This window comes from Desulfonatronospira thiodismutans ASO3-1, from assembly GCF_000174435.1.
Classification (GTDB): Bacteria; Desulfobacterota; Desulfovibrionia; order Desulfovibrionales; family Desulfonatronovibrionaceae; genus Desulfonatronospira; species Desulfonatronospira thiodismutans.
In genome coordinates this window covers 338291-359974 of sequence record NZ_ACJN02000003.1, presented here as the reverse complement: position 1 = coordinate 359974, position 21684 = coordinate 338291, and the positions used below count along the sequence as shown (strand labels likewise).

Here is a 21684-nt window from a genome sequence, read left to right as displayed (position 1 = left end):
CCAGGACAAGACGTCTCTCATGGATTCAAGTGCGGTCCTGTGCCAGAGTGAAGAAAAAGCAGTCCGACAGACAAGCAAACAACCCGGGGCTGTGTCATTGATCCGGCGGCAAAGTTCTCAAAAAAATCACATCTGAATTCTGCACCTGCAAGCTTCCAGCCGGGATGCATTTTCCCGGATGAAATCCAGATATTCGGCCAGTACTGACCTGATCGCAATAATCAATACATTGACAAGTTCACTATGTTTGTGCCAGATTATACTTATAATAATCATCAATGGTTATTTGCAAAGTCAGACGGCATTGCAATAGCTGAAGATGCCGGCTAAACATTCATGTGGCAGCAGGGGCATACAATATTTTTTGCCTGAGCAGCCTGCACAACGTATACTTATCCAGCAGAAGAAATGACCTGTTATTCAAAGCAAACCTATCAGGCAGATGCAGGCTCTTCAGGAGCGGCATTTTTGCCTGTCTATATCCGGGGTATAGGAGTTCTGGGCAGCTTCGGCACAGGCGTGCATGATCTGAGGAAGGCTCTGGAGGAAGACAGGGCGGCAGAAACTTCTTTTACCAGCCATGACCTGGACAATGCACAGAAAGACCTGCCTGTCGCGACCGCGGATACAGGTGCTTTGGGCAGATATCTGCCCAGGAAAGTGTTGCGTCGTATTGACCATTATTCACGCATGGCTGTGCTCGGGTCGTTTCTGGCCCTGGAAGACGCAGGCATGCTGGATAACCCCCGGGAAAGAATGGGTATTGTAATTGCCACGAGCTACGGTGCCGCGGCAACCACTTTTTCCTTTCTGGATTCTGTGATCAATGACGGCGATGCCTGCGCCTCTCCTACATATTTTTCCAATTCTGTGCACAATGCAGCTGCTGCACACATTTCGATTCTCCTGAACATCACCGGGCCGAGTCTCACTGTCAGCCAGTTTGAACTGTCTGTTTCTTCGGGGTTGATTACAGCCAGGCAGTGGCTGCTGGAAAACAGGGTTGATTATGTTCTTTTTGGAGCAGTTGATGAGTACTGTGCATTGCGCGGTTATAGCTGGCTGAGGCTTTGCGTTCCTGGCAGCAAAGATATTTCGGGCAATCTCGCTGGGGATGATCAAGGGAGTGTTATGGGCGAGGGTGCTGCTTTTTTTCTCTTGTCTTCTGAAAAAACAGTCGATGATTATGGCTGCATCACCGATATCCAGCAGGGCAGATGGCATGAATGCAGCTTATCATTTTCTGGACCAGCACCCCTGATTCTTAACAGCGGTTCAGAACTTGCTTGCAAAAGCAACGCCGATCTGATTCCCGGACAAAGCTCACAGGGAGCAGCGCATGCACATATTTTCGGCGGACTGCCCGCAAGCCAGGCCTTTGACCTCGCTGTTGCCGGGCTGAAAATACAACAGGGGCAACTGTTTCCATGCTCTGAGGAGCCAGGTACATCCATCGCAGAAAACTGTATGCAGCAGGATCCCGGGATAGTCTGCTTGCAAATCGGGAAAGGGGGTGATTTTGGCGCAGTCACACTGGTCGATTGACAGATTGCGTGATGCATGGCTTTATGTACCGCTTTTGTGTCTTTTTGCTGTGTTCAGCATGATTGTTGCCCCCGGGCTGGCTAATGCTGAAGAACAGGAACGCAGTGAGGTTGTAGAGCCACGTTACGGAATGGGGCTTGGGGTAGCACTTGCCTATGATCCATCAGATGCCAGAGACTTCGCCACTGTTACCGGGTTTGCTCTTTATGATTATGATGCCATCTGGCCCCACAGAGCCCCTGAGTCCCTGCGTTTCAAGGTGGAGGGCAGCCTGGGAGGAACCCTGCGTTCTCCTCCAGAGATTCTGGCTTCAGTCGGATTTTTGGCCCTGTACTATCTTGACGGTTTGAGCAGCAGGTTTGTTCGTCCTTATATTGAAGGTGGTGTAGGGCTTATCTATACAGAATACAAGGTCAAAGAGCAGGGCACGCGATTGAATTTCAATCCTCAGGCAGGAGTTGGGATTGAGTTTGCCGGGGACCACAACCTGCAGCCCTGGATGTCCGTTCGCTTACATCACCTTTCCAATGCAGGGTTGAGCAGTGATAACCGAGGGGTTAATTCCCTTGTCATTAATATGGGATGGTTTTTTTAAGCACTGTTTTTTTGTCTAAACTAAATAACAGGAGTAAAGTTATGACCAGGAACATCCTTTCTTCTAAATCTTTTTCTCTGGCCAAGTTGTTGCTCTATCTTTGTCTGCCTTTTATTCTTGCCACCCTGGCTCTGGGCTGCCGCGGAGCAAGCAGTAACCTGCATGCAATATATGCAGATGAACCGGAGGTATATACCAAGTATAATATCCATGCCCAGGACAGCGGGCGTGATATTAAAGCCAGCTATGCCGGATTTGTTGATCCGGGAGATGGGCATATCATCATTCCAGCTGGATCCGAAATAGAATTTCCTGATAGGCGCGCCAGAAGAAACGGGTTTTATTTCAAGGTAATGGATACAGGCCAGATGGTGTTTTTTGAATATCACAGTGGACGCATGGAAATGAGTGAAGAACAATATGTGGAACTGATCACCTCGGATGAGCCGGTTTCTATTGAGGGTTTTTCCGAGATTGATCAGAAAGGCATTGAAGCCGGCAAGGCTTTGGAAGGCATGAGCAAAGACGGAGTACTCACTGCACTGGGTTACCCTGCAAAACATAGAACACCTTCTCTGGAGAGTTCGAGCTGGACCTATTGGCGCAACAGATTTGTTACAAGTGTAGTTGAGTTTAATGCTGAAGGATATGTAGAGAATGTAAGACAGTAGTTATAGTATATGCTGCTGTGTTTGTGAACCGTATATCAGTTTAAAGCAACAGCGGAAATCAGGCAACAACAAAGTCTAGCTCAAAAATAAGCAAGCTTTTTTAGGCTTGTCAGATATATTTGTTGCTGCCTGCTCTGCTCCAATCATCAAGGGATTGCCATGCATGCACAAAACAAACCGCGTACTGCCCTGGTTACAGGCGGCAGCAGGGGGATAGGAGCGGCTACAGCAATAATGCTGGCCCGGGACGGATTCGATATATGGCTGAACTACAGAAGCAATCATCAAAAAGCGTCTGTAGTCAAGGATTCGATTGAAATCCTGGGGCGAAAATGCCAGCTGCTGCCTTTTGATGTGGCGGACCCGGAAGCTGCCTTTTTAGCTCTGGAGCCTGTTTTGGAAAAGGAAACTCCTTTTGCCGTGATCAACAACGCCGGGTATGCAGCTGACAAGTTGATGCTGACTATGGATTATCATGATGACTGGAGAAAAGTTTTGGATGTCCATCTGGACGGATTTTTCCTGGTGACAAAGCTGGCCTTGGAAAAAATGCTCCGCAAGCGCAGTGGACGCATAGTCAACATTGTTTCTACCGCAGGTCAATCTGGAATGCCCGGCCAGACTAACTATGCAGCAGCCAAATCAGGGCTGATTGGGGCTACAAAGTCTTTAGCTCAAGAGATGGGAAAACGAAATATCCTGGTGAATGCAGTAGCCCCAGGATTTATTGAAACCGACATGACTACAGATCTGCCCTGGAAAGAGATGCTGCCGCGAGTGCCGCTGAACAGGATCGGGCAGCCGGAGGAAGTTGCAGGCGCAGTATCCTTTCTTTGTTCGGACAAAGCTTCATATATCACAGGGCAAGTTATTGCTGTCAATGGAGGCATTTATATGTGATTTTTAATATTTAAAATATATTGCAGGAGAAAAGTCATGAAAACCTTAATTCGTATGGTATCGATTGTAATTTTATCGACAGTCTTATTAGGGTGTGCATTTGGAAATAAACATAGTTACCATGATGCTATTGCAAACATTAATATTGAGAATACTATAGCAGTTGCTGTAACTGCCCACGATCAAAGAGCATATATAGTCTCTGGTAATAAAGACCCCGATTTTGTTGGACTGCAGCGAGGCGGATATGGTAATCCTTTTGATGTAAAGACTGAAAGCGGTAATTCCCTTGCCGATGATATGTCAAAGTCATTAGCGAATTCTCTTGTAGAGAGAGGTTTCGAGGTCCAATATATATCTGTTTCATCCAACATGGATAAAGACTCTGTTATTGATAAGTTAAAGGAAAAAGGATCAGACAGATTGTTAGTTATGACAATAAATGAGTGGAAAAGTGATACATATAACAATACCGCGCTTATATATGATATGAAAGTTTCGATATTGGATGGCGCAGGAATGCAACTAGCAAGTAACAGTATTAAAGGGAGAGATAATTTAGGTGGAAGTTTCATTAATCCTGCTGGGCATGCTAAACAAGTCATTCCTAAAGCATTCACAGATAAAATTGAACTTCTTATTAATGATAAAGAGATACGTAATGTTCTTCAATATTGAGTGATAAGTAGTGGCTTTTTTTCAAAATAAAAAATAATATTATAGCTTAGAATTAAATAATAATAGTTTACCATTCTATCGATATGTACTCTGATGGTTCAGTTTTCCGGCAAACAGGTCTTAAATATTTGCTTTTATACCATAGAGTGACAGATAGATCAAAACCTTTACTCTGTTTTATAACATTTCATACTATTTAACACTTGCTTTGAATCAATTTCGGTGCATATCACATTAATGGCGTGATTTATTAATCAATCTTCAGGTGTGACTATGTCGTTAAGGCATTTTACTTTGATTTTCTTAACCCCATGACACTAGATCTTCGTCCGCGGGTTTCGATTGTCCAGCTCTCAGGTGGTAAACAGTTACTTTTTGAAAAAAACTGTTTCTCTATATAATAATAAAATATACAGGTTTTTTATGATGCATAGGGTCGTTGTAACCGGCGTGGGAATTATTTCCTGCCTGGGCAATGATATAGATTCCGTAACCACAGCTCTTTACAAGGGGCAGTCCGGGATTGAAGTTGATCCGCAAAGACAGGAAATGGGTTTTATCAGCCCATTGACTGGAGTGATTCGAGGTTTTGAGCCTACCAGATACCTGGGCCGCAAGCAGCGTAAAACCATGCCCGATTTTGCTGTCCAGGCGCATGCCGCTGTCATGGACGCCCTGGAAATGGCTGGAATCGATCCTGAGCAGCTGCGCGATGAAGAGACCGGACTGATTTTCGGATGTGATTCCAGCTGCCAGGCAGCAGTGGAGCAGGTGGACTATCTCCGCAGGCTCAGGGATACCCGTTCTCTGGGTAGCGGGCTGATTTTCAGGTCCATGACCTCCACCATCACCATGAACCTGAATACTTTGCTGGGTGCCCGGGGAGCTTGTTGGTCAATCAGTTCGGCCTGCTCCAGCGGCGGCCATGCCGTGGGCCAGGCAGCAGATCTGATCGCCCTGGGACGTCAGAAGAGAGTGATCTGCGGAGGCGCCCAGGAAATCAACTGGGAGTCCATGTGCAGCTTTGACGGCCTCGGCGCCTTTTCCGGCAGAACTGATGAGCCCGGGGGGGCAAGCCGACCGTTTGATGCTGGACGTGACGGCCTTGTGCCCAGCGGCGGAGCAGCTGCGATTATTCTGGAGCGTTATGACCTGGCCCGTAAACGAGGCGCCCTGATCCTGGGAGAGGTCATGGGGTATGGTTTTTCCTCGGACGGGCAGCATGTTTCATCCCCCAGTTCCGACGGTCTTGAACGGGCCATGCGTTCCGGCCTGCATCAAGGGGGGCTGAAGCCTTCGGATATCGATTCTATCTGTGCCCACGCAACCTCAACCCCCTCTGGAGATTCGGCAGAAGCCGGGAGCATCACAGCTATTTTCGGGGAACACACCCCGGCTGTTTCATCTTTGAAATCCATGACCGGCCATGAACTGTGGATGTCGGGCGCTGCCCAGGTTGTATACTGCATATTGATGGCCAGGAACGGATTTGTTGCCCCGAACATCAACTTTGAAGAGCCGGACGAGACCTCGGCCAAACTGGATATAGTAACAGAGTCCAGGCACGCCGAGCTTCGAAGTGTACTCTGCAACTCCGCCGGGTTCGGGGGCACCAATGCCTGCATTACCCTTGGTTTCGGAACATGAAATACGACTATGTAGTAATCGGATCAGGCATTTCCGGCCTGGTTTCGGGAATAATCCTGAGTAAACAGGGGCTAAGTGTAGCTGTTCTGGAAAAGGCTGCCCAGCCTGCTCCCCTGCTGAGAGGGTTTAAGCGCCGGGGGATACATATTGATACGGGTTTTCATTATACTGGTGCCTTTGCACATGGCGAAGCCCTTGACAGTTATTTCCGCTATTTGAACATTGCCGAGGATCTGGAAAAAATCCCCTATGACAGTGAGTGCTTCGATTCGTTTTACTTCACAGACGATGATTACAGTTTTTCCTTCCCCTTCGGGTACGAGCGTCTCCGGGACCGTTTGTGCTCCGCCTTCCCCCATGAGAAGAAGGGGATTGATTCCTACCTGCACACGGTCAGCGAGGAGTTCAACAGGTCTCCGCATTTGAACCTGGACATCTCCTCGAACAACATATTCATGTACGATCCATACTCCAGCCAAAGCCTCAAATCATTCTTGCAGGGCCTTATCAGTAATCCCAGACTGCGCTCCATTCTCTCCATGCATTATCTTTTGTACGGGACAGAGCCGGGCAGGTCTTCCGTGTCTGTTCATGCCCAGGTTGCGGGGTCCCTGTACAGTTCAGTACACGGGATCAAAGGGGGTGGCCGCACCCTGGCAAAGACGCTGCTGCAGCGTCTCAGGAATCTGGATGCCGACATTTTCAGCAGGAGTAATGTGGCCAAGGTCATGGTCAGGGCAGGCGAATTTCAAGGTGTTGAACTCGCAAACGGGGAAACTGTTCAAGCAAAAGGGTGCATTTCCAGCATTCACCCCAGGGCATTATTGCCCCTGGTGGAAGAGACAGCTTTCCGTCCCGCAACCAGGCAACGCTTTCAGGCTTTTGAGGACACTACCTCGGCGTTCATGTTTTCTGCGGAGCTGGAGCAGCTGCCTGAGATGCTCAGCAGAAAAAATCTCTTTCTTTGTCCTGACGATGATCTGGATACCTATTGTCACCTGGAGCGTGCCATCGAAAAAAGGCCTTTTTTCTTTGCCTCTGCCGGCCTGGAGAATGAAAAGTCGCGACCGGGCATGATCATGCTTTGTCCGGCGTCAATGCAGGAGATGTACCCCTGGCGGGACAGCCTGCCCGAGCATCGACCGGAGTCGTATCTAGAAATGAAGCAGGCGCTGATGCAAAGAGTCCATGATCATGTCCTGCGCAAGGTTCCTGCGATCCATTCCTTAACCATGCTGGATTGCGCAACTCCGCTCACGTTCAGGGATTACGCCAATGCGCCTTCAGGATGTCTCTACGGGATCAAACAGAAATACGGTCAATTAAACCCCACTCCCCTGAGCAAGATCAGAGGGTTGTATTTAACAGGTCAGGCCCTGACGGCGCCGGGTATTCTGGGGGGAACCATCTCAGCTTTTCTGACCTGCGGTGTCATTCTTGGCCAACAGAAACTTATCCAAGAGGTCCGGAAATGTCGCTGAACCGAGTCGTGGTAACCGGGATGGGCGCTGTTTCTCCTTATGGGATGGGTGCCGACATCTTATATTCTTCGTTAAAAAAGGGTGCCAGCGCCATCAGGCAGGTGCCTGACCTGGAAACGGTCAAGGGTTTGCGGTGTCATATCGCCGGGGTGGTTCCGGACCTGGACGAAAAACAGATTCCCCGGAAGTTCAGAAGGTCCATGTCCAGGATGTCTGTTTATTCCACTCTGGCCGCCATGGAAGCCCTGGAAATGGCAGATGTCCGGGAAGAGCAGCGCCGTTCGGAACAGACTGGAGTCATTATCGGCACAACAGTAAGCAGCCCTCAGACTCTACAGGATTTTTTCTCCGATTATTTACAAGACTTCTCTGTTGAACGGGTCAAGTCATCTCTTTTCTTTAAAATCATGGGCCACAGCTGTGCCGCCAATGTCGCACAGTCCCTGGGCATCACCGGCCGAATCCTGGCCCCCTCAGCAGCCTGTGCCACAGGAGTGCAGGCAATCGGCCTGGCCTTTGAGGCGATTGCACTGGGTCGTCAGGATATTGTGCTCTGCGGCGGGGCTGAAGAACTGCATCCGTTGACAGTGGCCATTTTTGATATTATCAATGCAGCATCGACACAGTTCAATACCGTCCCTGACAGTTCTCCACGCCCCTTTGACGAAAGACGTGACGGAATAGTATGCTCCGAGGGATGTGGAATCCTCGTTCTGGAATCCCTTGATTCAGCTTTGAGCCGCGGGGCCTCGATACTGGCGGAAATTGTCGGGTTTGCTTCCAATACAGATACTTCGAACATCTCCACTCCCGACTCCGCCCGGATAGAGCAATGCATGCGCATGGCTCTGGCCAGTGCAGGAGTTGGTTCTGATGAAGTAGATTATGTCAATGCGCACGCCACGGCGACAACACTGGGAGACTCGGCCGAATGCAGAGCCATAGAACATATATTCGGAGCAGATATTCCGGTAAGCAGTTTCAAGGGGCACTTCGGGCATTCGCTGGCTGCCAGCGGTTCCCTGGAAATGATCGGCATGCTCAATATGTTGCAGGAGGAGGTCTGCCTGCCGACTCTGAACCTGAACATTCCCAGTGAAGACTGTGCCATGGTCCGCCACGTACAAACGCTTGAGTCATGTGCCGTGAAAACGGCGCTCAAAAATAACTTTGCCCTGGGCGGAGTCAACACATCTCTGGTTGTAAGGAAATACGTATGACGCAGCAGCAAATCATTGAAACCGTAAACAGAGCTCTGAGCGAGGAGTTTGAGCTTGAACCGGCGGACATGAGTCCGGAAGCACATCTATACAACGACCTTGGGCTGGACAGCCTGGATGCCGTGGACATGGTTATAGTGCTGGAAAATGCCTTTGGTTGTAAACTCAGGGATGAAAAAGCCATCCAGAACATACGGACAATGGGTGACCTATACGCATTTATCGAAGAGAAGAAAAAGGAACTGGAATGACTGACCCTGTCAGGCCTTCCGGAACCGGCCCCTCCAGGACCGTGTTGCGAAGCAGCCGCAGCCGATTGAGCATACAGGCTTTGATCATGAACCTAACGGTCTATCCTCTGCTTATTCTCCAGACTCTTTTTTTTATTCTTCTTGCTCCCCTGGTCCTGCCGCTGGCCAAGTTCCTGGCAGGTCGCGATGTTGGCCGGACTGTACGTTATTTCATCTGGGTTTACGGCCGGATCTGGATGGTCATAATGTCTCCTTTTGTGCGCTTTGAAACTGATGGTTTGAGTGCTGATCGTTTCCCTGTGCCCTGCATTATCGTTGTCAACCATCTGTCTTTTTTTGATATATTCTGCATGGGTGCCTTGCCCTTCAGTAATGTGGCTTTTACAGTACGAAAATGGCCTTTCCGCATGTTCTGGTACGCCCCGTTTATGCGTCTGGCAGGCTATGTGGATATGGAGTCTCTTGGTGTGGACAGGGCTATGAGGCGTTGCAGTGCGCTTTTGTCTCAGGGTGTTTCCCTGATGTTCTTTCCTGAAGGGCATCGCAGCCGGGACGGCGAGCTGGGGCGCTTTTATTCCGGGGCCTTCAAGCTGGCAGTGCAGACTGATACGCCTCTGGTGCCAGTCTGCATAAGCGGAACCGACCAGCTCCTGCCTCCGGGGCGATTTTTCATGGCCCCGGCCACAGTGCGCATGCAGGCCCTGGGCAGCATTGAGCCATCAGGTTTTTCCGGGGAATCAGACCATGTTGCTCTGCGTAAGCAGGTCAAGGAGCGTATAGACCAGGCTTTGGCCGATATGCGCCGGTGCAGCCAGGAGAGTAACAAATGACGTGGAAGCATGCATTCAGCCCGGGACTGGAATTTGCCGCCCCGGAAAAGATTTACAAGCGCCAGCTTGCGCTTTTAAAGAATCATGTACAGTATCTGTCCCGGAATTCCCGCTTTTACCGCAAGATATTCACTGACTCGGGACTGGATCAGGAAAGCATCGCCCAGCTGGACGATCTGCGGAAATTTCCCATAACCAGCAAGTCCGACCTGGAGGGGTACACGCAGGATTTCCTCTGCGTGGCGGAAGAAGAAGTGGCGGATCTCTGTCTTACTTCGGGAACCACAGGACATCCTGCCGCTCTGAAGCAGACCCGAGGCGATCTTGACAGGCTCGCTTTCAACGAAGAAACAGCCTTTGGGGCTGCCGGTATCCACAAGAGGGACAAAGTCCTTATAGCCGCTGCCATGGACCGCTGTTTCATGGCCGGCCTGGCCTATTTCATGGGGCTGATGCGCATCGGTGCCGCAATCATACGTGCTGGATCCAGCAGCATGCCGGTACTCATGGATCTGGTGCAAAGCCACAGGCCCACGGCCATGGTCGGAGTGCCCACACTGATGTTGACAGTAGCCCAGCGCCTGGCGGAAAAGGGGGAAGATCCGAGGTCGCTGGGCATGCAGCGTCTGGTATGCATAGGGGAGCCGGTCCGAAACCAGGATTTTACTTTGTCTCCGCTGGGCAAGAGGCTGCAAGAATTCTGGGGTGCAAAAATTTTTGGCACCTATGCCAGCACAGAGATGGCCACGACTTTTTGCGAATGTGAACAGGGGAAAGGAGGGCATTTTCACCCTGAGTTGATCGTGGTGGAGATATTGAATAAAGATGGGGAGCCGGTGAAGCAGGGAGAATCGGGAGAAGTGGTTACCACCCCTCTGCAGGTTGCCGGGATGCCTTTGCTGCGTTTCAGGACCGGGGATATGGCGGTTCTGCACACGGATCCCTGTTCCTGCGGCCGCAGCACCCCCCGCCTGAGCCCTATTCTGGGACGCAAGTGTCAGCTTTTGAAGATAAAGGGCACTACTGTATACCCTCAGGCCATTTTCTCTGTGCTTCAGGAGATTCCTGAAGTTGTCAATTTCTATATCGAGGTCACAGGAAGGTTTGCCCTGTCCGACCATGTCCGGGTGGTAGCAGGCACCCGGTCTCCTGGCTTAACCTCTCTCATGGTTGCTGAAAGGATCGCCTCCAGAATCAGAATCAAACCCGAGGTTGTTCTGACCGATCCAGAAGCAGTGCAGACCCGGACCATGGTCCAGGGTAAACGCAAACCAGCCACTTTTTTTGACCTCAGGGAAGAACTGTATGAGTAAGTGCAACAAATTCTGGGGGAACCATTTTTCCCAACCAGAAATTGAAAAAGCAAGGACTACGGGTCGGATACTGTCCATGGAGCTTGAACTGTCCATGGCCTGCAATCTGCGCTGCATCTATTGTTATGCTGAATCCGGCGCGCCGTTGGAAAATGAATTGCGTTTTGAAGAGATTACTGCTGCTGTTGACCAGGCAGTGGAGCTCGGAGCCAGAAGAATAATCGTTCTGGGCGGTGGGGAGCCTCTGGCTCACCCGCAGATCCTGCCTGTACTGCAGCATATTTACAAGCGCGGGGCAGCCATAGACCTCTTCACCAACGGCACGCTCATTACCGCTGAAACGGCTGAAATATTCGCTGAGCTCGGGGTCAGTCCTGTTATTAAAATGAACAGCATGAACCCCGAAGTTCAGGACCGGCTTGCCGGAAGACCGGGGGCTTTCCAGGATATCAGCCAGGGATTCAAACATCTGCAACAGGCCGGCTACCCTTCTTCAGGACTTGCCTTGGGCGTACAGACTGTCATATGCAGACATAATCTTGACGAACTGCCCGAGATGTGGGCCTGGATCAGAGAAAACAGCATGGTTCCCTACTTTGAAACCATTACTTTGCAGGGGCGGGCCAGAAAACACCCTGATCTTTTTCTGGAACCAGAAGAGATCCGCGATCTTTTTCAAAGATTATCCCTTATGGACAAAGAGAGATTTGGATTCGAATGGGAGCCCCATCCTCCGGTTGCCGGCCTGACCTGCATGCGCCATCTCTACACTTGCACGGTAACAGTACATGGCGACGTAATTCCCTGCCCCGGCGTTAACATCAAGGTGGGTAATATCCGCCGGGACAGTCTTGCCCGTATTCTGCACCAAAGCAGGGTTGTCCAGGACCTGCGCAACATCCGGGAAAACATCAAGGGAGCATGCCGGGATTGCGAACTGCATCCATACTGTTATGGCTGCAGGGGCATGGCTTACCAGTATACCGGCGACTATCTGGCGGCTGACCCTCTATGCTGGAAAAACCCCGAGAGGATATAGATATGAATTCAAAAGAACCTGTATCCGCTGAAGGGCTTATGCCTCACGAACGCCCCATGCGGCTTGTGGATACAGTGCTGTGCTCAGGAGATGACGGCTCGGGCGAGGCGGCAGCCAGGATTCACGACGGGAACATTTTTGTAGACCAAAACGGCCTTCTTGCCCGGGAAGCCCTGGCTGAACTCATGGCTCAGGCCTTTGCCGCCATAAACGGCAAAACCGCAGTCCAGTCCGGAGGCCGGGGCGTAAAAGGATACCTGGTGGGCATAAAGCAGATGCATTTCTGGGGAGAGGCCCGTGCAGGGGACTACCTGACCATATCCATTCGGCCTGCAGGTGATTTTGCCGGCTTTGTACTGCTTACCGGTGAAGTACGTTGTCAGAACAAACTACTGGCCAGCGGGGAGCTGAAAATCTGGCTGGCCTCTCAGGAAAGCGGCCAGGACTGAAACATGATCAAATCAGCACTTGCTTTGTTTGTGTTTATTCTGATGCCCTTCACCGGATGGGGGAAGGACCAGTCCATTCCTGCGGATGTTCTGGAAAAGCTGCATGAAATCCATGATTCCATACAAACCGTGTCCGGTTCTTTTGTTCAAAAGAAGCATCTGGATGTTTTCGATCAAACCCTGGTTTCCAGAGGCTCCTTTGCCATAGACCGACCTGGTAGAATCCGCTGGGCTTATGAAGAACCCTCTGTCTTCGGTTTTTCTTCAGACGGCTTGCAGGTGCGGCGCTGGAGCGAAGAGTCCGGCATGTCCCAGTCCGCCCCGCTGTCCAGGGATCCGGTTTTGTCCGTTATAGTTGACCAGATGCTTGCCTGGTCCACCATGGACTTGCAGGCCATAGAAGATCATTTCAGCTTGACCCTGGCTGAAAGCGAGCCCATGGTCCTCGAACTCGAGCCGGAGGCAAAGGAGCTCAGGGATATAATCAGTAAAGTGCTCATCAGCTTCGACTCCACATCTACTCACATAGAAAAAATAAGGATTCTGGAGCATGACAGCGACAGGACGAACATCCGTTTTGAAGAGGTCAGCCTGAACCAGGACCTTGACCATGAGCTGTTTTAATCCATGTCTATCCAGAACCTGGTTTCTCGACTCTTTGAGTTTCTTGCACATAGAAAACTCCTGTTGCTTCTGGCTCTTGCCGCTTGTCTGAGTTTTGCTTTTATCACGCTGAAGAACCTCAGCGTTTCCGAAGACATCAGCACCATGCTCCCCGACGATTCCTCCCGTACCGCTGAGGATTTCCGTAAGCTCAGCAGTGCGCAGTTGCTGTCCAGGATTTTTGTAATCCTTGAGGATCAAGACGGTAAAGCCCCGGACTCCCTTGTGCAAGCAGGAGTGAATATACGCTCGGAGGCCGGTGCTCCCTGGTTTGAACCCATGCCCTCATCCTCGGACAAGATGGCTCCATCTGAAGCCATGCAGCACCTGATGCACCTGATGCCGGCAACTGTGAGCGTACAGGATCTGGATCGAATGGAGAAGAAGGTCGAGCCTGATGCCGTGCGCCAGTCTCTGGAGCAGGCCAGGGAGGATCTTGCCGGCCTGCAGGGAATAGGACTCAAGAAGGTCATTCGTATGGATCCGCTGAAATTGCGAACGATTGTCCTGGAAAAGCTGGGCTTCCTGGATATGTTCGGAAATGATGCCGGCGCGGTGTTGGAATCCAGTGGCGTGTATCAAAGCGCTGACCGCAAAAGCGTGCTCGTTTCTCTGGAATCACCCGTGGACATGACTGATGCCCGGGGCTCCAGGGAGATGCTCCGGCAGCTTGAGGAGATAATATCAAAGCAGCTTCCAGACCATGCCCGTGCTCACATCATCAGCGGTCATTCATATACTGTCGCCAATGCCGACACCATTCAGAAGGATCTTGTGGTTGTGCTGGCAGTTTCCGCACTGGGCATTCTGATCCTGTACCTGGGCTTTGTGCGAACGTGGCGCGGGCTGATGGTTTATGCCATTCCCTTTGCATCCCTGCTTGCAGGTATTGCCGCCGTGGCTGTGACAAGCTCAGCGGTGTCCGGCATCACAATAGGCTTTGGTGCTGTACTCATGGGGCTGTCAGTTGATTATGGCCTGCATGTCTACTATGCGGTTCAAAGCGGTCCCACCGCAGTCAAGGCCCTGACCCGGGTGTGCAGACCGATCCTTTTCTGCTGGCTTACCACTTGCGGTGTCTTCAGCATGCTGTTTTTGTCCAGTCTGCCTGGACAGCGCCAGTTAGCTCTGTTCACCATTTCCGGGCTGAGCGCCGCCATGCTTTTGGCCCTGATGGTCCTGCCCGTTTTTTTGTCCGCTTCTGGATCAGTTCCGCAAAGAAAGCTTTTTGCGGCATTCCGCAGGCAGAGTTATGTCGGCAAATGGACGGCTGTAACCGTCTTTCTGGGGCTAGTTCTGTCAGCCGCGCTTTGTTGGCCCGGGATAAGCTTTGACGGTCGCCTGCAGGCCCTGAACAAGGTCCCTGAAGAGCTGGCAGAGGCAGAGCAGGCCGTAACCGAATCATGGGGGGATGTGCGCGGCATGGCCATGATCTTTTCTGAGGGCGATGATCTGGACATGTCCCTTAAAAATGCAGACAACCTGTTCAGACACCTTTCTGCAGAGCTGCCCGGAGAGGCAATCATAAGCCTTGCTCCCTTGCTTCCCCCAGAATCCCGGCAGCAAGAGGCCATGGAGGGATGGCAAAAATTCTGGTCCGAACACCAGACAAAGCTCAAGGAGATAATTGACAGGGAAAGCCGGGATCTGGGATTCTCGGCAGAGGCATTTGATCCCTTCTTTGATTTTATAGCTGCAGTCCCTCAACCGGTCACCCAAAAAGAGCTTCATGTCCTGGGTCTGGGAGATGCGATGGATATGCTTGTGTATACGGAGGAAAACTCATCAAGAGTCGTGACCATGGTTCCAGACAATCCTGAGGTGCATGCGCTCTTTGCATCCGGGGTGGACTCCGGGGTACAGCCGTTTCAGGATGCCAGGCTGGTTTCCCAGGAGCTTCTGAGCCAGGATATTGCCGCTGATCTGCGTAAAGATATAACCGGCTTTCTTGTTGCAGCCGGCGTTTTTGTCCTGGCCCTGGCTGCCTTGCTGTTCAGGGATCTGCGGCGTGTTTTCCAGGCCCTGCTGCCGGCGGTGGCCGGGCTTTCCTCCCTGATCATCGGGGCTGCCCTGCTGGGTCTCGAATTCAACCTTTTTTCGATAGCGGCCATGTTCCTGGTTCTTGGTCTGGGCGTGGATTACGGTATTTTTATGACTTTACGCATCACCTGCAGGGAAAATGCGGTAACCGAGCGGGCTGTTCTGGTTTCCGGCCTTACCACCCTGGCAGGATTCGGGGCACTGACTCTGGCTGATCACCCGGCTCTTTATTCCATTGGGGTCACCATCCTCACAGGGATTGGTCCGGCCATGCTCGCGGCTATTATTCTGGTTCCGGCTCTGGAGAAAAAGCACCATCATGGTTAAGGTTGTTCTGCTGTTGTTTTTTTTGGGTGGATGCGCCTCCCAGTTCTCTCCTCCAGAGGAATACGTTGCAGTATCCCCTGATACAGGACTTTCATGCAGCCTGGATATTTGGTCCGGGGCCGGCGGCGCGGTGGGTCTCAGGCATACGGTCTTTCTGGAAATCCGGGAAGAGCACAGGGTCCTGCAGGGGTTGATGCTTGTGGACCGGGATCGCGGGCAAATCAGGATTGCAGGCCTGACAGAAATGGGGATGAAGCTTTTTGATCTTTCAGTGAGGGAGCAGGAACTTGAAAGCCATTATCTGTCGTCAGCCCTGGGCGAAAGGCGGGAACCCCTGGCCCAGCTGGTGGCCAGCAGTGTCCGGAGAATTTTTCTGTACTCCCGGCCAGCATCCGAGGCAAAGGTGTACATGGGTCCTCATTCCGTACTTGTGCACAGCAGTTTTCAAGGTGAGCCCGTATTACAGGAGTGCACACAGGCAGATGGACGCTTGACGCAAGTATCCTGCCCCCGGGAGAACTGGCAAGTTGACTATACCGAGTATCAGGATATAGACGGGATGACTCTTCCCGGGCGTATAATCTATAATGATGAACGAGCCGGGTTCCGGCTGGTGCTTGTATTACACGAGGTGCAGGAAAAATGAATGCTGTCAGAAAAGTGGTTTTGTCCGCCCGTTACCATTCCCCGGAGGTTGTAGACAACAGGACCGTCAGGCAATATTTTTGCTTTTCTGCTGATTTTGTCGGGTTTTCAGGACATTTCCCCGGAGATCCGGTATTGCCGGCAGTGGTGCAGATCTGCATGGGGGTTGTCCTGGCGGAGGATTTATGTCCGCCCGGGCAAAAGAACAATATGCTGCTGGAAAAGGTCAAGCGGGCCAAGTTTCTGCGTAAACTAACTCCAGAGCAGATGATCATGGCGGAATGCAAAGCTGATGGCCAGGACCTGCTGTCTTTTGGCGTGCAGCTTACGGTAAACGGGGAAACGGCTTCCTCGTTCACACTCGAATTTTCTCTTTCGCAGAAGGACCGGCCTGATGCATAAACCTTACTTTCCCAGCGTTGACGGCCATCCCCCTCCTCTCAGGGCGGTATGCTCCCGCTGGGTCAGATTTGAAGAAGTGGATCCCCTGGGTATTGTCTGGCATGGCCGCTACCCCAGTTACTTTGAGGATGCCCGCATGGCTCTGGGAGAAAAATACGGCATCGGCTATATGACTTTTTATGAGCATAACGTGTCTGTCCCCATAAAAAGGATGCACGTGGATTACCACGGTCCTCTGGGTTTTTCAGAGGAGTTCACAGTGGAAGGGATTCAGCACTATTGCGAAGCCGCTCGTATAAACACTGAATATATCATACGCAATAAGGCCGGAGCAGTGACCACCAGGGGGTATACCGTGCAGATGATGCTGGACGCAGACAGAAACATCCTGATGACTTTTCCGGACTTTTACAGTGAATTCTGCAGGAGATGGAAGCGAGGCGAGCTTTGAACAGAGTGTTCGTGCAGGATATCCGGATTGCAACCGCTCTGGGGAACCTGGAGCAGACTTTCGCCGGCCTGTTGCGCGGAAGTACAGGCATAGGCCCGATCAACCGCGGATTTTCCGGAAATGCAGCCACCATTGCCCTGTTGGAGCAGCCGGACAACACATCGTGCATACATACCCTGTTGGAACTAGTGCTGCAGGATTTTCCCGGCCTGTCCAGAGATACTGTGCCCTTCGCCGCCACCACCAAGGCAGGGGTGGACTCTCTGGAAAAGGTCATGCGCGGGATTCCGGCCGACATTCAAACCGCCTTTCCCCAATGGCTCTTAAGCCGGGTGCGCAGGCGAATGTCCCTGGACAGTCCCGGCTTGGCTGTCAGCGCGGCCTGCGCCTCATCCACCATTGCCCTGGCCCGGGCAGCCAGGGAGGTTGCTTTTGGCCGGGCCGAGTCAGTGCTGGTGGTTTGTGCGGATGTTGTTTCCCAGTTCGTATACCAGGGTTTTTCCTCGCTTCACGCCCTGGATAAATCAGCATGCCGCCCCTTTGACAGCAACCGTTCCGGTTTGAGCCTGGGGGAGGGGGCTGCTGCCATACATGTGGTCAGTGAAGACAGAGTCCGGGAAAATACTGTATCAGTCATCGCTGAAATATCAGGCTGGGGCGCGGCCTGCGATGCAGTGCACATAACAGCCCCGGCCCGGGATGGATGCGGTCTGATAGCGGCCTTGAACCAGGCACTGAGCCGGGGAGGGCTGTCAGCAGGAGATGTGGGGGCCGTGCATGCCCACGGCACGGGAACAGTTTACAACGATGCCATGGAGATCACCGCTTTCAAGTCAGTATTTGGAGATCGCGCCCGGCCCGTCTACTCGGTAAAGGGAGCCCTGGGACATACCCTGGGAGCGGCCGGCGGGGTGGAGGCGGCTCTTAGCATCAAGTCCCTGCATGCCGGAGTCGTTCCGCCTACAGTGGGACTGGAAGATCCGGAGGATGCTGCCGCCGGATATGTTTCCTCCCGGTCCAGCAGTCTTGACCGCCGGGTTATTGTAACCACTAACTCCGGGTTTGGCGGAATCAACGCGGCCCTTGTCCTGAAACTGCCGGAGTGTTGAGAATGCAGGCTTTTTTAACCGGAATGGGGTGGCTTACCTCAACAGGTCCCGGCCGGGGCATGCAGGAGTTTGCATCGCCCGGCGAATCGCTGCGGGCGCCCTCCAGGGAACAAGTACTGGAATCACCGGATGAGCGTTTCGGCAGAATGGACGCCTTCTCCAAAATCGGTCTCGCTGCAGCAGCCAAGTCACTTGAGGATGCCGGCCTGGCCGGAAAGGTTGATAAACACCCCGCAGGCATCGCAGCCGCTACCCGTTTTGGATGCATATCCACGGATGTGGATTTTCTGGGTACAGTGTTTGACACTCAAGGGCGATGGCCAAGTCCACATCTGTTTACCTATACTCTGCCAAACTGCTTCCTGGGAGAGACGGCGCTGCGTTTCGGACTCACCGGACCTTCATATGTGTTGCACCGTTCGAGTCCTTTTTCCCTGGGAGGGGTAAAGGCGGCACTGTATGATTTAAACGACGGAGAAGCAGAGATGATGCTTGCAGGTTCATGCGACCTCCAGCCTCCCGGGGGAATCGATCCCTGGCTTGATTCCTGTCGGCATGATGCTGCCGGGGCGGTTTTTGTGGTGCTGGAGGCAGAACTGCGCTCTCAAAGCCGACCCTATGCCCTGGTGCGCCTGGAGTCTGATTCAATACGGCTGGGCAGCAAACAGGTCCACACCATGGACGACCTGGTTCTCCAGTGTCAGGTGCTTGAAAACAGCTTGTCCACAACCAAAACCTGAATACGGGAAGCTTTTTTATGAAAATGCATCTCATCTATCCCAGATGGCCTAAGCTGGAAAGGCAGACCGAGTTTCATCTCCCCCCGCACGGACCGGTGGTTTTTGCGGCTGAAGTTCCGGACGGTGTTGAAATAGACTTTACCGACGACAATCTTGAGGATCTTTATTTTGATCCTGCGGCAGACCTGGCCGCCTTATCAGTCATGCTGACCTGCCAGCTGCCCAGGGCCTTCGCGATCGCGGACAGGTACCGGGAGATGGGCATCCCCGTGATTATGGGCGGCATTGCAGTCTCTTTGCACGCTGAAGAGGCTGCAGGACACGCTGATTCCCTGTTTCTTGGTGAAGTGGAAGGCCGTTTCGGACAGGTCATCCAGGATCTAAGAGCCGGGGCGCTGCGCAGGAGGTATGACTATCTGAATTCCCCCCCGGAGATCTCCATGGTGGGAACGGCGCGCAGAAGTCTACTGCAGAGGGAATTGTACAATTATCGCGGAGTGCAGATGGTGGACCTGGTGCATGCTTCAAGGGGGTGCAGATTCAATTGCATGCCTTGCTGCGTGGGATATCTGGGGGGCAACTCCTTCAGGCCCCGACCACTGGACAGGGTTATCCGGGAAGTTGAATCCATTCCCAATAACCGTTTGTTTTTCGTGGACAACTCCCTTGCCCAGGATCGGGAGTGGCTCAAGGAGTTTTTTACAGCCATGATCCCGCTGAAACGCAAATGGATCTCGCACCCGGTGCTTTATGACCCGGAGATCCTTGATCTGGCTGCCCGGGCTGGATGCTGGTACGTGTATCAGGCCGTTATAGACGATTCCAAGACTATCCGGGAAAGAATAAGGATGCTCAAGGATCATGATATTGGTATTGAAGGGACGATTCTGCTGGGCATGGATGATCACAACGAGAGCTATATAAAGCGAATGGTGGACTTCCTCATAAAAGAGGATCTTGATATGGCAGAGTTCACTATCCTGACTCCTTTTCCGCACACTCCCATCCGCAGAAAACTGGAGAAGCAGAATCGTATCCTGAGCAATGACTGGAACAAATATACCTGTGACAGGGTGGTATTTCAGCCCAAGCAAATGAGCCCGGACAAACTTCAGGAGCTCTACTACTACGCCTGGGATGCTTTTTTTGGCCAGGGAGGGCATCAGTTGCGCATGGCCAATCTGTTCAAAAAAGTAATCGGCAAGGAAATGGATGACGGGACGTATCGGCGTTATGATCCCAAGCGCAAAAGAGCATTTCCAGGCAAAACAGCCTGAGGAATAAGCAGGTTGAACAAGACAAAACAGGCGGTGCTGCATTGAAAGTGTTTTTGCTTTCCACGAACACAAGCCTTGAGCCCTACCCGGTTTATCCCCAGGGCATGGCCATGATTGCCTCGGCCTTGAGCAATGCCGGCCACGAGGTCAAGCAGTTCGACTATCTGGTCAGCAATGAGTCTGAAGAACTGCTTGGCAAAGAGGTGCTGGAATTTGCCCCCGGGGTTGTCGGTGTGTCCCTGCGCAATATTGATAATGTAGATTCTTTCAGCGATCAAAGCAGATGGTTTCTGGAACAGACAAGAAGAATAATTGACAGCCTCCGCGAAATTACAAGAGCCCCGATAGTAGTAGGGGGGCCGGCCTTTTCCATAATGCCTGAAGCCATCCTGGAATATCTTGGCGCGGATTTCGGCGTGGAGGGGGAAGGAGAGGCGGCTGTTGTGAAGCTGCTGGAAAGAATCCAGAACAACGGCCACGGTCCGCGCATCGTAAGAAGCAAGGAAGTTCTGCATAAGTCGCAGCTGTGCTCCCCTCTGGTGGATAAAGATATCCTGGAGTATTACAATAAAGAAAGCGGGCTGCCCGGTCTACAAACCAAGCGGGGGTGTCCGCACAGCTGCGTCTACTGCAGCTATCCCTCCCTGGAAGGTCCCTTTTTGCGTGCCCGTCACCCCGAAGAAGTGGTCGAGGATGTAGCTAAATTGTCCAGAGATCATGGAGTGGAGCATATATTTTTTACCGATTCCGTGTTCAATGATTGCCGGGGACATTATCTGGAGCTGGCCCTGGCCTTGGCCAGACGCAATCTGCCGGTGCGCTGGAGTGCGTTTTTCCGCCCTGATCCGATCAGGGACGATGATCTGGATCTGCTGCTGCATTCCGGGCTTCTGGGGATGGAAGTGGGGTCCGACTCTTGCGCTGAGCCCACCCTGGAAGGTCTGGGCAAGGGGTTTTGCTCCTCTGATGTTCTGAGATTCAATGCTGCCTGTGTAAGACGTGGTATCCCGGTAGCACATTATTTCATTATAGGCGGACCCAATGAAACCGAGGCTACTATCAGGGAAACTCTGAGCAATATAGGCAAGCTGGAGGACTGTGTTGCGTTTGTATATTCAGGGCTGCGCATTCTGCCGGGTACAAAGCTGCATGCTCACGCAATAAAAGAAGGGATTCTGGATGAATCAACCTCCCTGCTAAGGCCTGTCTATTACCACAGTCCAGGAATCGAGCGGGACAGAATGCATGAAATTGCGGCCAAAGCCCTAGATGGCTGCAGGAATTGCTTTTTCCCCCCGCAGGAGGCTCAGGACCGTATGAACGTGATGCGCAGATTCGGGTATCGCGGCCTTATCTGGGATAAGCTGATAGAAGCCGAGAAAAAGAGAACGCGCCGTGTGCAGCGGTGAAC

The 21684-nt window shown here is 52.1% G+C and carries 22 protein-coding genes; all 22 read left to right on the top strand.

Annotated elements, in window-relative coordinates; genetic code table 11:
• Window positions 1–408 precede the first annotated feature (408 nt).
• The 22 genes from DTHIO_RS19955 (at window position 409) to DTHIO_RS13475 (ending at window position 21682) form a co-directional block, all read left to right on the top strand.
• Entirely contained in the window at window positions 409–1545 is a 1137-nt protein-coding gene (locus DTHIO_RS19955; protein WP_050775205.1) for a beta-ketoacyl synthase N-terminal-like domain-containing protein, read from the top strand.
• On the top strand, window positions 1520–2140 hold the full coding sequence (locus DTHIO_RS19950; RefSeq protein ID WP_008870836.1) for an acyloxyacyl hydrolase: 621 nt from the start codon (window positions 1520–1522) through the stop codon (window positions 2138–2140). The genes DTHIO_RS19955 and DTHIO_RS19950 overlap by 26 nt, the downstream gene beginning before the upstream one ends.
• A 41-nt stretch (window positions 2141–2181) precedes the next feature.
• Window positions 2182–2811, top strand: coding sequence for a hypothetical protein (locus DTHIO_RS13570; protein WP_008870835.1), 630 nt, complete (start codon window positions 2182–2184; stop codon window positions 2809–2811).
• 159 nt (window positions 2812–2970) lie between these two features.
• Window positions 2971–3711 carry a 3-oxoacyl-ACP reductase FabG gene (gene fabG / locus DTHIO_RS13565; protein WP_008870834.1) on the top strand — a complete coding sequence of 247 codons (741 nt, stop codon included), beginning with the start codon at window positions 2971–2973 and terminating at the stop codon, window positions 3709–3711.
• 36 nt (window positions 3712–3747) lie between these two features.
• Complete coding sequence (locus DTHIO_RS13560; RefSeq protein WP_008870833.1) at window positions 3748–4389, top strand: hypothetical protein; 642 nt, start codon at window positions 3748–3750, stop codon at window positions 4387–4389.
• 423 nt (window positions 4390–4812) lie between these two features.
• Window positions 4813–6036, top strand: coding sequence for a beta-ketoacyl-[acyl-carrier-protein] synthase family protein (locus tag DTHIO_RS13555; RefSeq protein ID WP_008870832.1), 1224 nt, complete (start codon window positions 4813–4815; stop codon window positions 6034–6036).
• Window positions 6033–7517 (top strand): phytoene desaturase family protein, encoded by a 1485-nt coding sequence (locus DTHIO_RS13550; RefSeq protein WP_008870831.1) that lies wholly within the window; start codon window positions 6033–6035, stop codon window positions 7515–7517. Before DTHIO_RS13555 ends, DTHIO_RS13550 begins: the two co-directional genes overlap by 4 nt.
• Window positions 7508–8737 (top strand): beta-ketoacyl-[acyl-carrier-protein] synthase family protein, encoded by a 1230-nt coding sequence (locus DTHIO_RS13545; protein WP_008870830.1) that lies wholly within the window; start codon window positions 7508–7510, stop codon window positions 8735–8737. Before DTHIO_RS13550 ends, DTHIO_RS13545 begins: the two co-directional genes overlap by 10 nt.
• The gene (locus DTHIO_RS13540; protein WP_008870829.1) at window positions 8734–8988 is read left to right on the top strand and encodes an acyl carrier protein; all 255 of its coding nucleotides are present in this window, start codon (window positions 8734–8736) and stop codon (window positions 8986–8988) included. Before DTHIO_RS13545 ends, DTHIO_RS13540 begins: the two co-directional genes overlap by 4 nt.
• Window positions 8985–9818 carry a lysophospholipid acyltransferase family protein gene (locus DTHIO_RS13535; protein WP_008870828.1) on the top strand — a complete coding sequence of 278 codons (834 nt, stop codon included), beginning with the start codon at window positions 8985–8987 and terminating at the stop codon, window positions 9816–9818. The genes DTHIO_RS13540 and DTHIO_RS13535 overlap by 4 nt, the downstream gene beginning before the upstream one ends.
• Window positions 9815–11131: a phenylacetate--CoA ligase family protein gene (locus DTHIO_RS13530; protein ID WP_008870827.1), complete on the top strand. Its 1317-nt coding sequence runs from the start codon at window positions 9815–9817 to the stop codon at window positions 11129–11131. Before DTHIO_RS13535 ends, DTHIO_RS13530 begins: the two co-directional genes overlap by 4 nt.
• A complete protein-coding gene (locus DTHIO_RS13525) occupies window positions 11124–12170 on the top strand; it encodes a radical SAM/SPASM domain-containing protein (RefSeq protein WP_008870826.1) in 1047 nt (348 codons plus the stop codon). Before DTHIO_RS13530 ends, DTHIO_RS13525 begins: the two co-directional genes overlap by 8 nt.
• A gap of 2 nt (window positions 12171–12172) precedes the next feature.
• A complete protein-coding gene (locus DTHIO_RS13520) occupies window positions 12173–12619 on the top strand; it encodes a hotdog family protein (RefSeq protein ID WP_008870825.1) in 447 nt (148 codons plus the stop codon).
• A gap of 3 nt (window positions 12620–12622) precedes the next feature.
• Window positions 12623–13243 carry a LolA family protein gene (locus tag DTHIO_RS13515; RefSeq protein WP_008870824.1) on the top strand — a complete coding sequence of 207 codons (621 nt, stop codon included), beginning with the start codon at window positions 12623–12625 and terminating at the stop codon, window positions 13241–13243.
• A gap of 3 nt (window positions 13244–13246) precedes the next feature.
• The gene (locus DTHIO_RS13510) at window positions 13247–15649 is read left to right on the top strand and encodes an MMPL family transporter (RefSeq protein WP_008870823.1); all 2403 of its coding nucleotides are present in this window, start codon (window positions 13247–13249) and stop codon (window positions 15647–15649) included.
• Window positions 15642–16295: a lipoprotein insertase outer membrane protein LolB gene (locus DTHIO_RS13505; protein ID WP_008870822.1), complete on the top strand. Its 654-nt coding sequence runs from the start codon at window positions 15642–15644 to the stop codon at window positions 16293–16295. Before DTHIO_RS13510 ends, DTHIO_RS13505 begins: the two co-directional genes overlap by 8 nt.
• Window positions 16292–16696, top strand: coding sequence for a 3-hydroxyacyl-ACP dehydratase FabZ family protein (locus tag DTHIO_RS13500; RefSeq protein ID WP_008870821.1), 405 nt, complete (start codon window positions 16292–16294; stop codon window positions 16694–16696). The genes DTHIO_RS13505 and DTHIO_RS13500 overlap by 4 nt, the downstream gene beginning before the upstream one ends.
• Window positions 16689–17147 carry an acyl-CoA thioesterase gene (locus tag DTHIO_RS13495; protein ID WP_008870820.1) on the top strand — a complete coding sequence of 153 codons (459 nt, stop codon included), beginning with the start codon at window positions 16689–16691 and terminating at the stop codon, window positions 17145–17147. Before DTHIO_RS13500 ends, DTHIO_RS13495 begins: the two co-directional genes overlap by 8 nt.
• A gap of 5 nt (window positions 17148–17152) precedes the next feature.
• Window positions 17153–18256 (top strand): beta-ketoacyl synthase N-terminal-like domain-containing protein, encoded by a 1104-nt coding sequence (locus tag DTHIO_RS13490; protein WP_244156398.1) that lies wholly within the window; start codon window positions 17153–17155, stop codon window positions 18254–18256.
• Between the two features lie 2 nt (window positions 18257–18258).
• Entirely contained in the window at window positions 18259–18996 is a 738-nt protein-coding gene (locus tag DTHIO_RS13485) for a beta-ketoacyl synthase N-terminal-like domain-containing protein (RefSeq protein ID WP_008870818.1), read from the top strand.
• Between the two features lie 17 nt (window positions 18997–19013).
• The gene (locus tag DTHIO_RS13480) at window positions 19014–20273 is read left to right on the top strand and encodes a B12-binding domain-containing radical SAM protein (RefSeq protein ID WP_008870817.1); all 1260 of its coding nucleotides are present in this window, start codon (window positions 19014–19016) and stop codon (window positions 20271–20273) included.
• A 47-nt stretch (window positions 20274–20320) separates the two neighbouring features.
• Window positions 20321–21682, top strand: coding sequence for a lipid biosynthesis B12-binding/radical SAM protein (locus tag DTHIO_RS13475; RefSeq protein WP_244156397.1), 1362 nt, complete (start codon window positions 20321–20323; stop codon window positions 21680–21682).
• Window positions 21683–21684 lie beyond the last annotated feature (2 nt).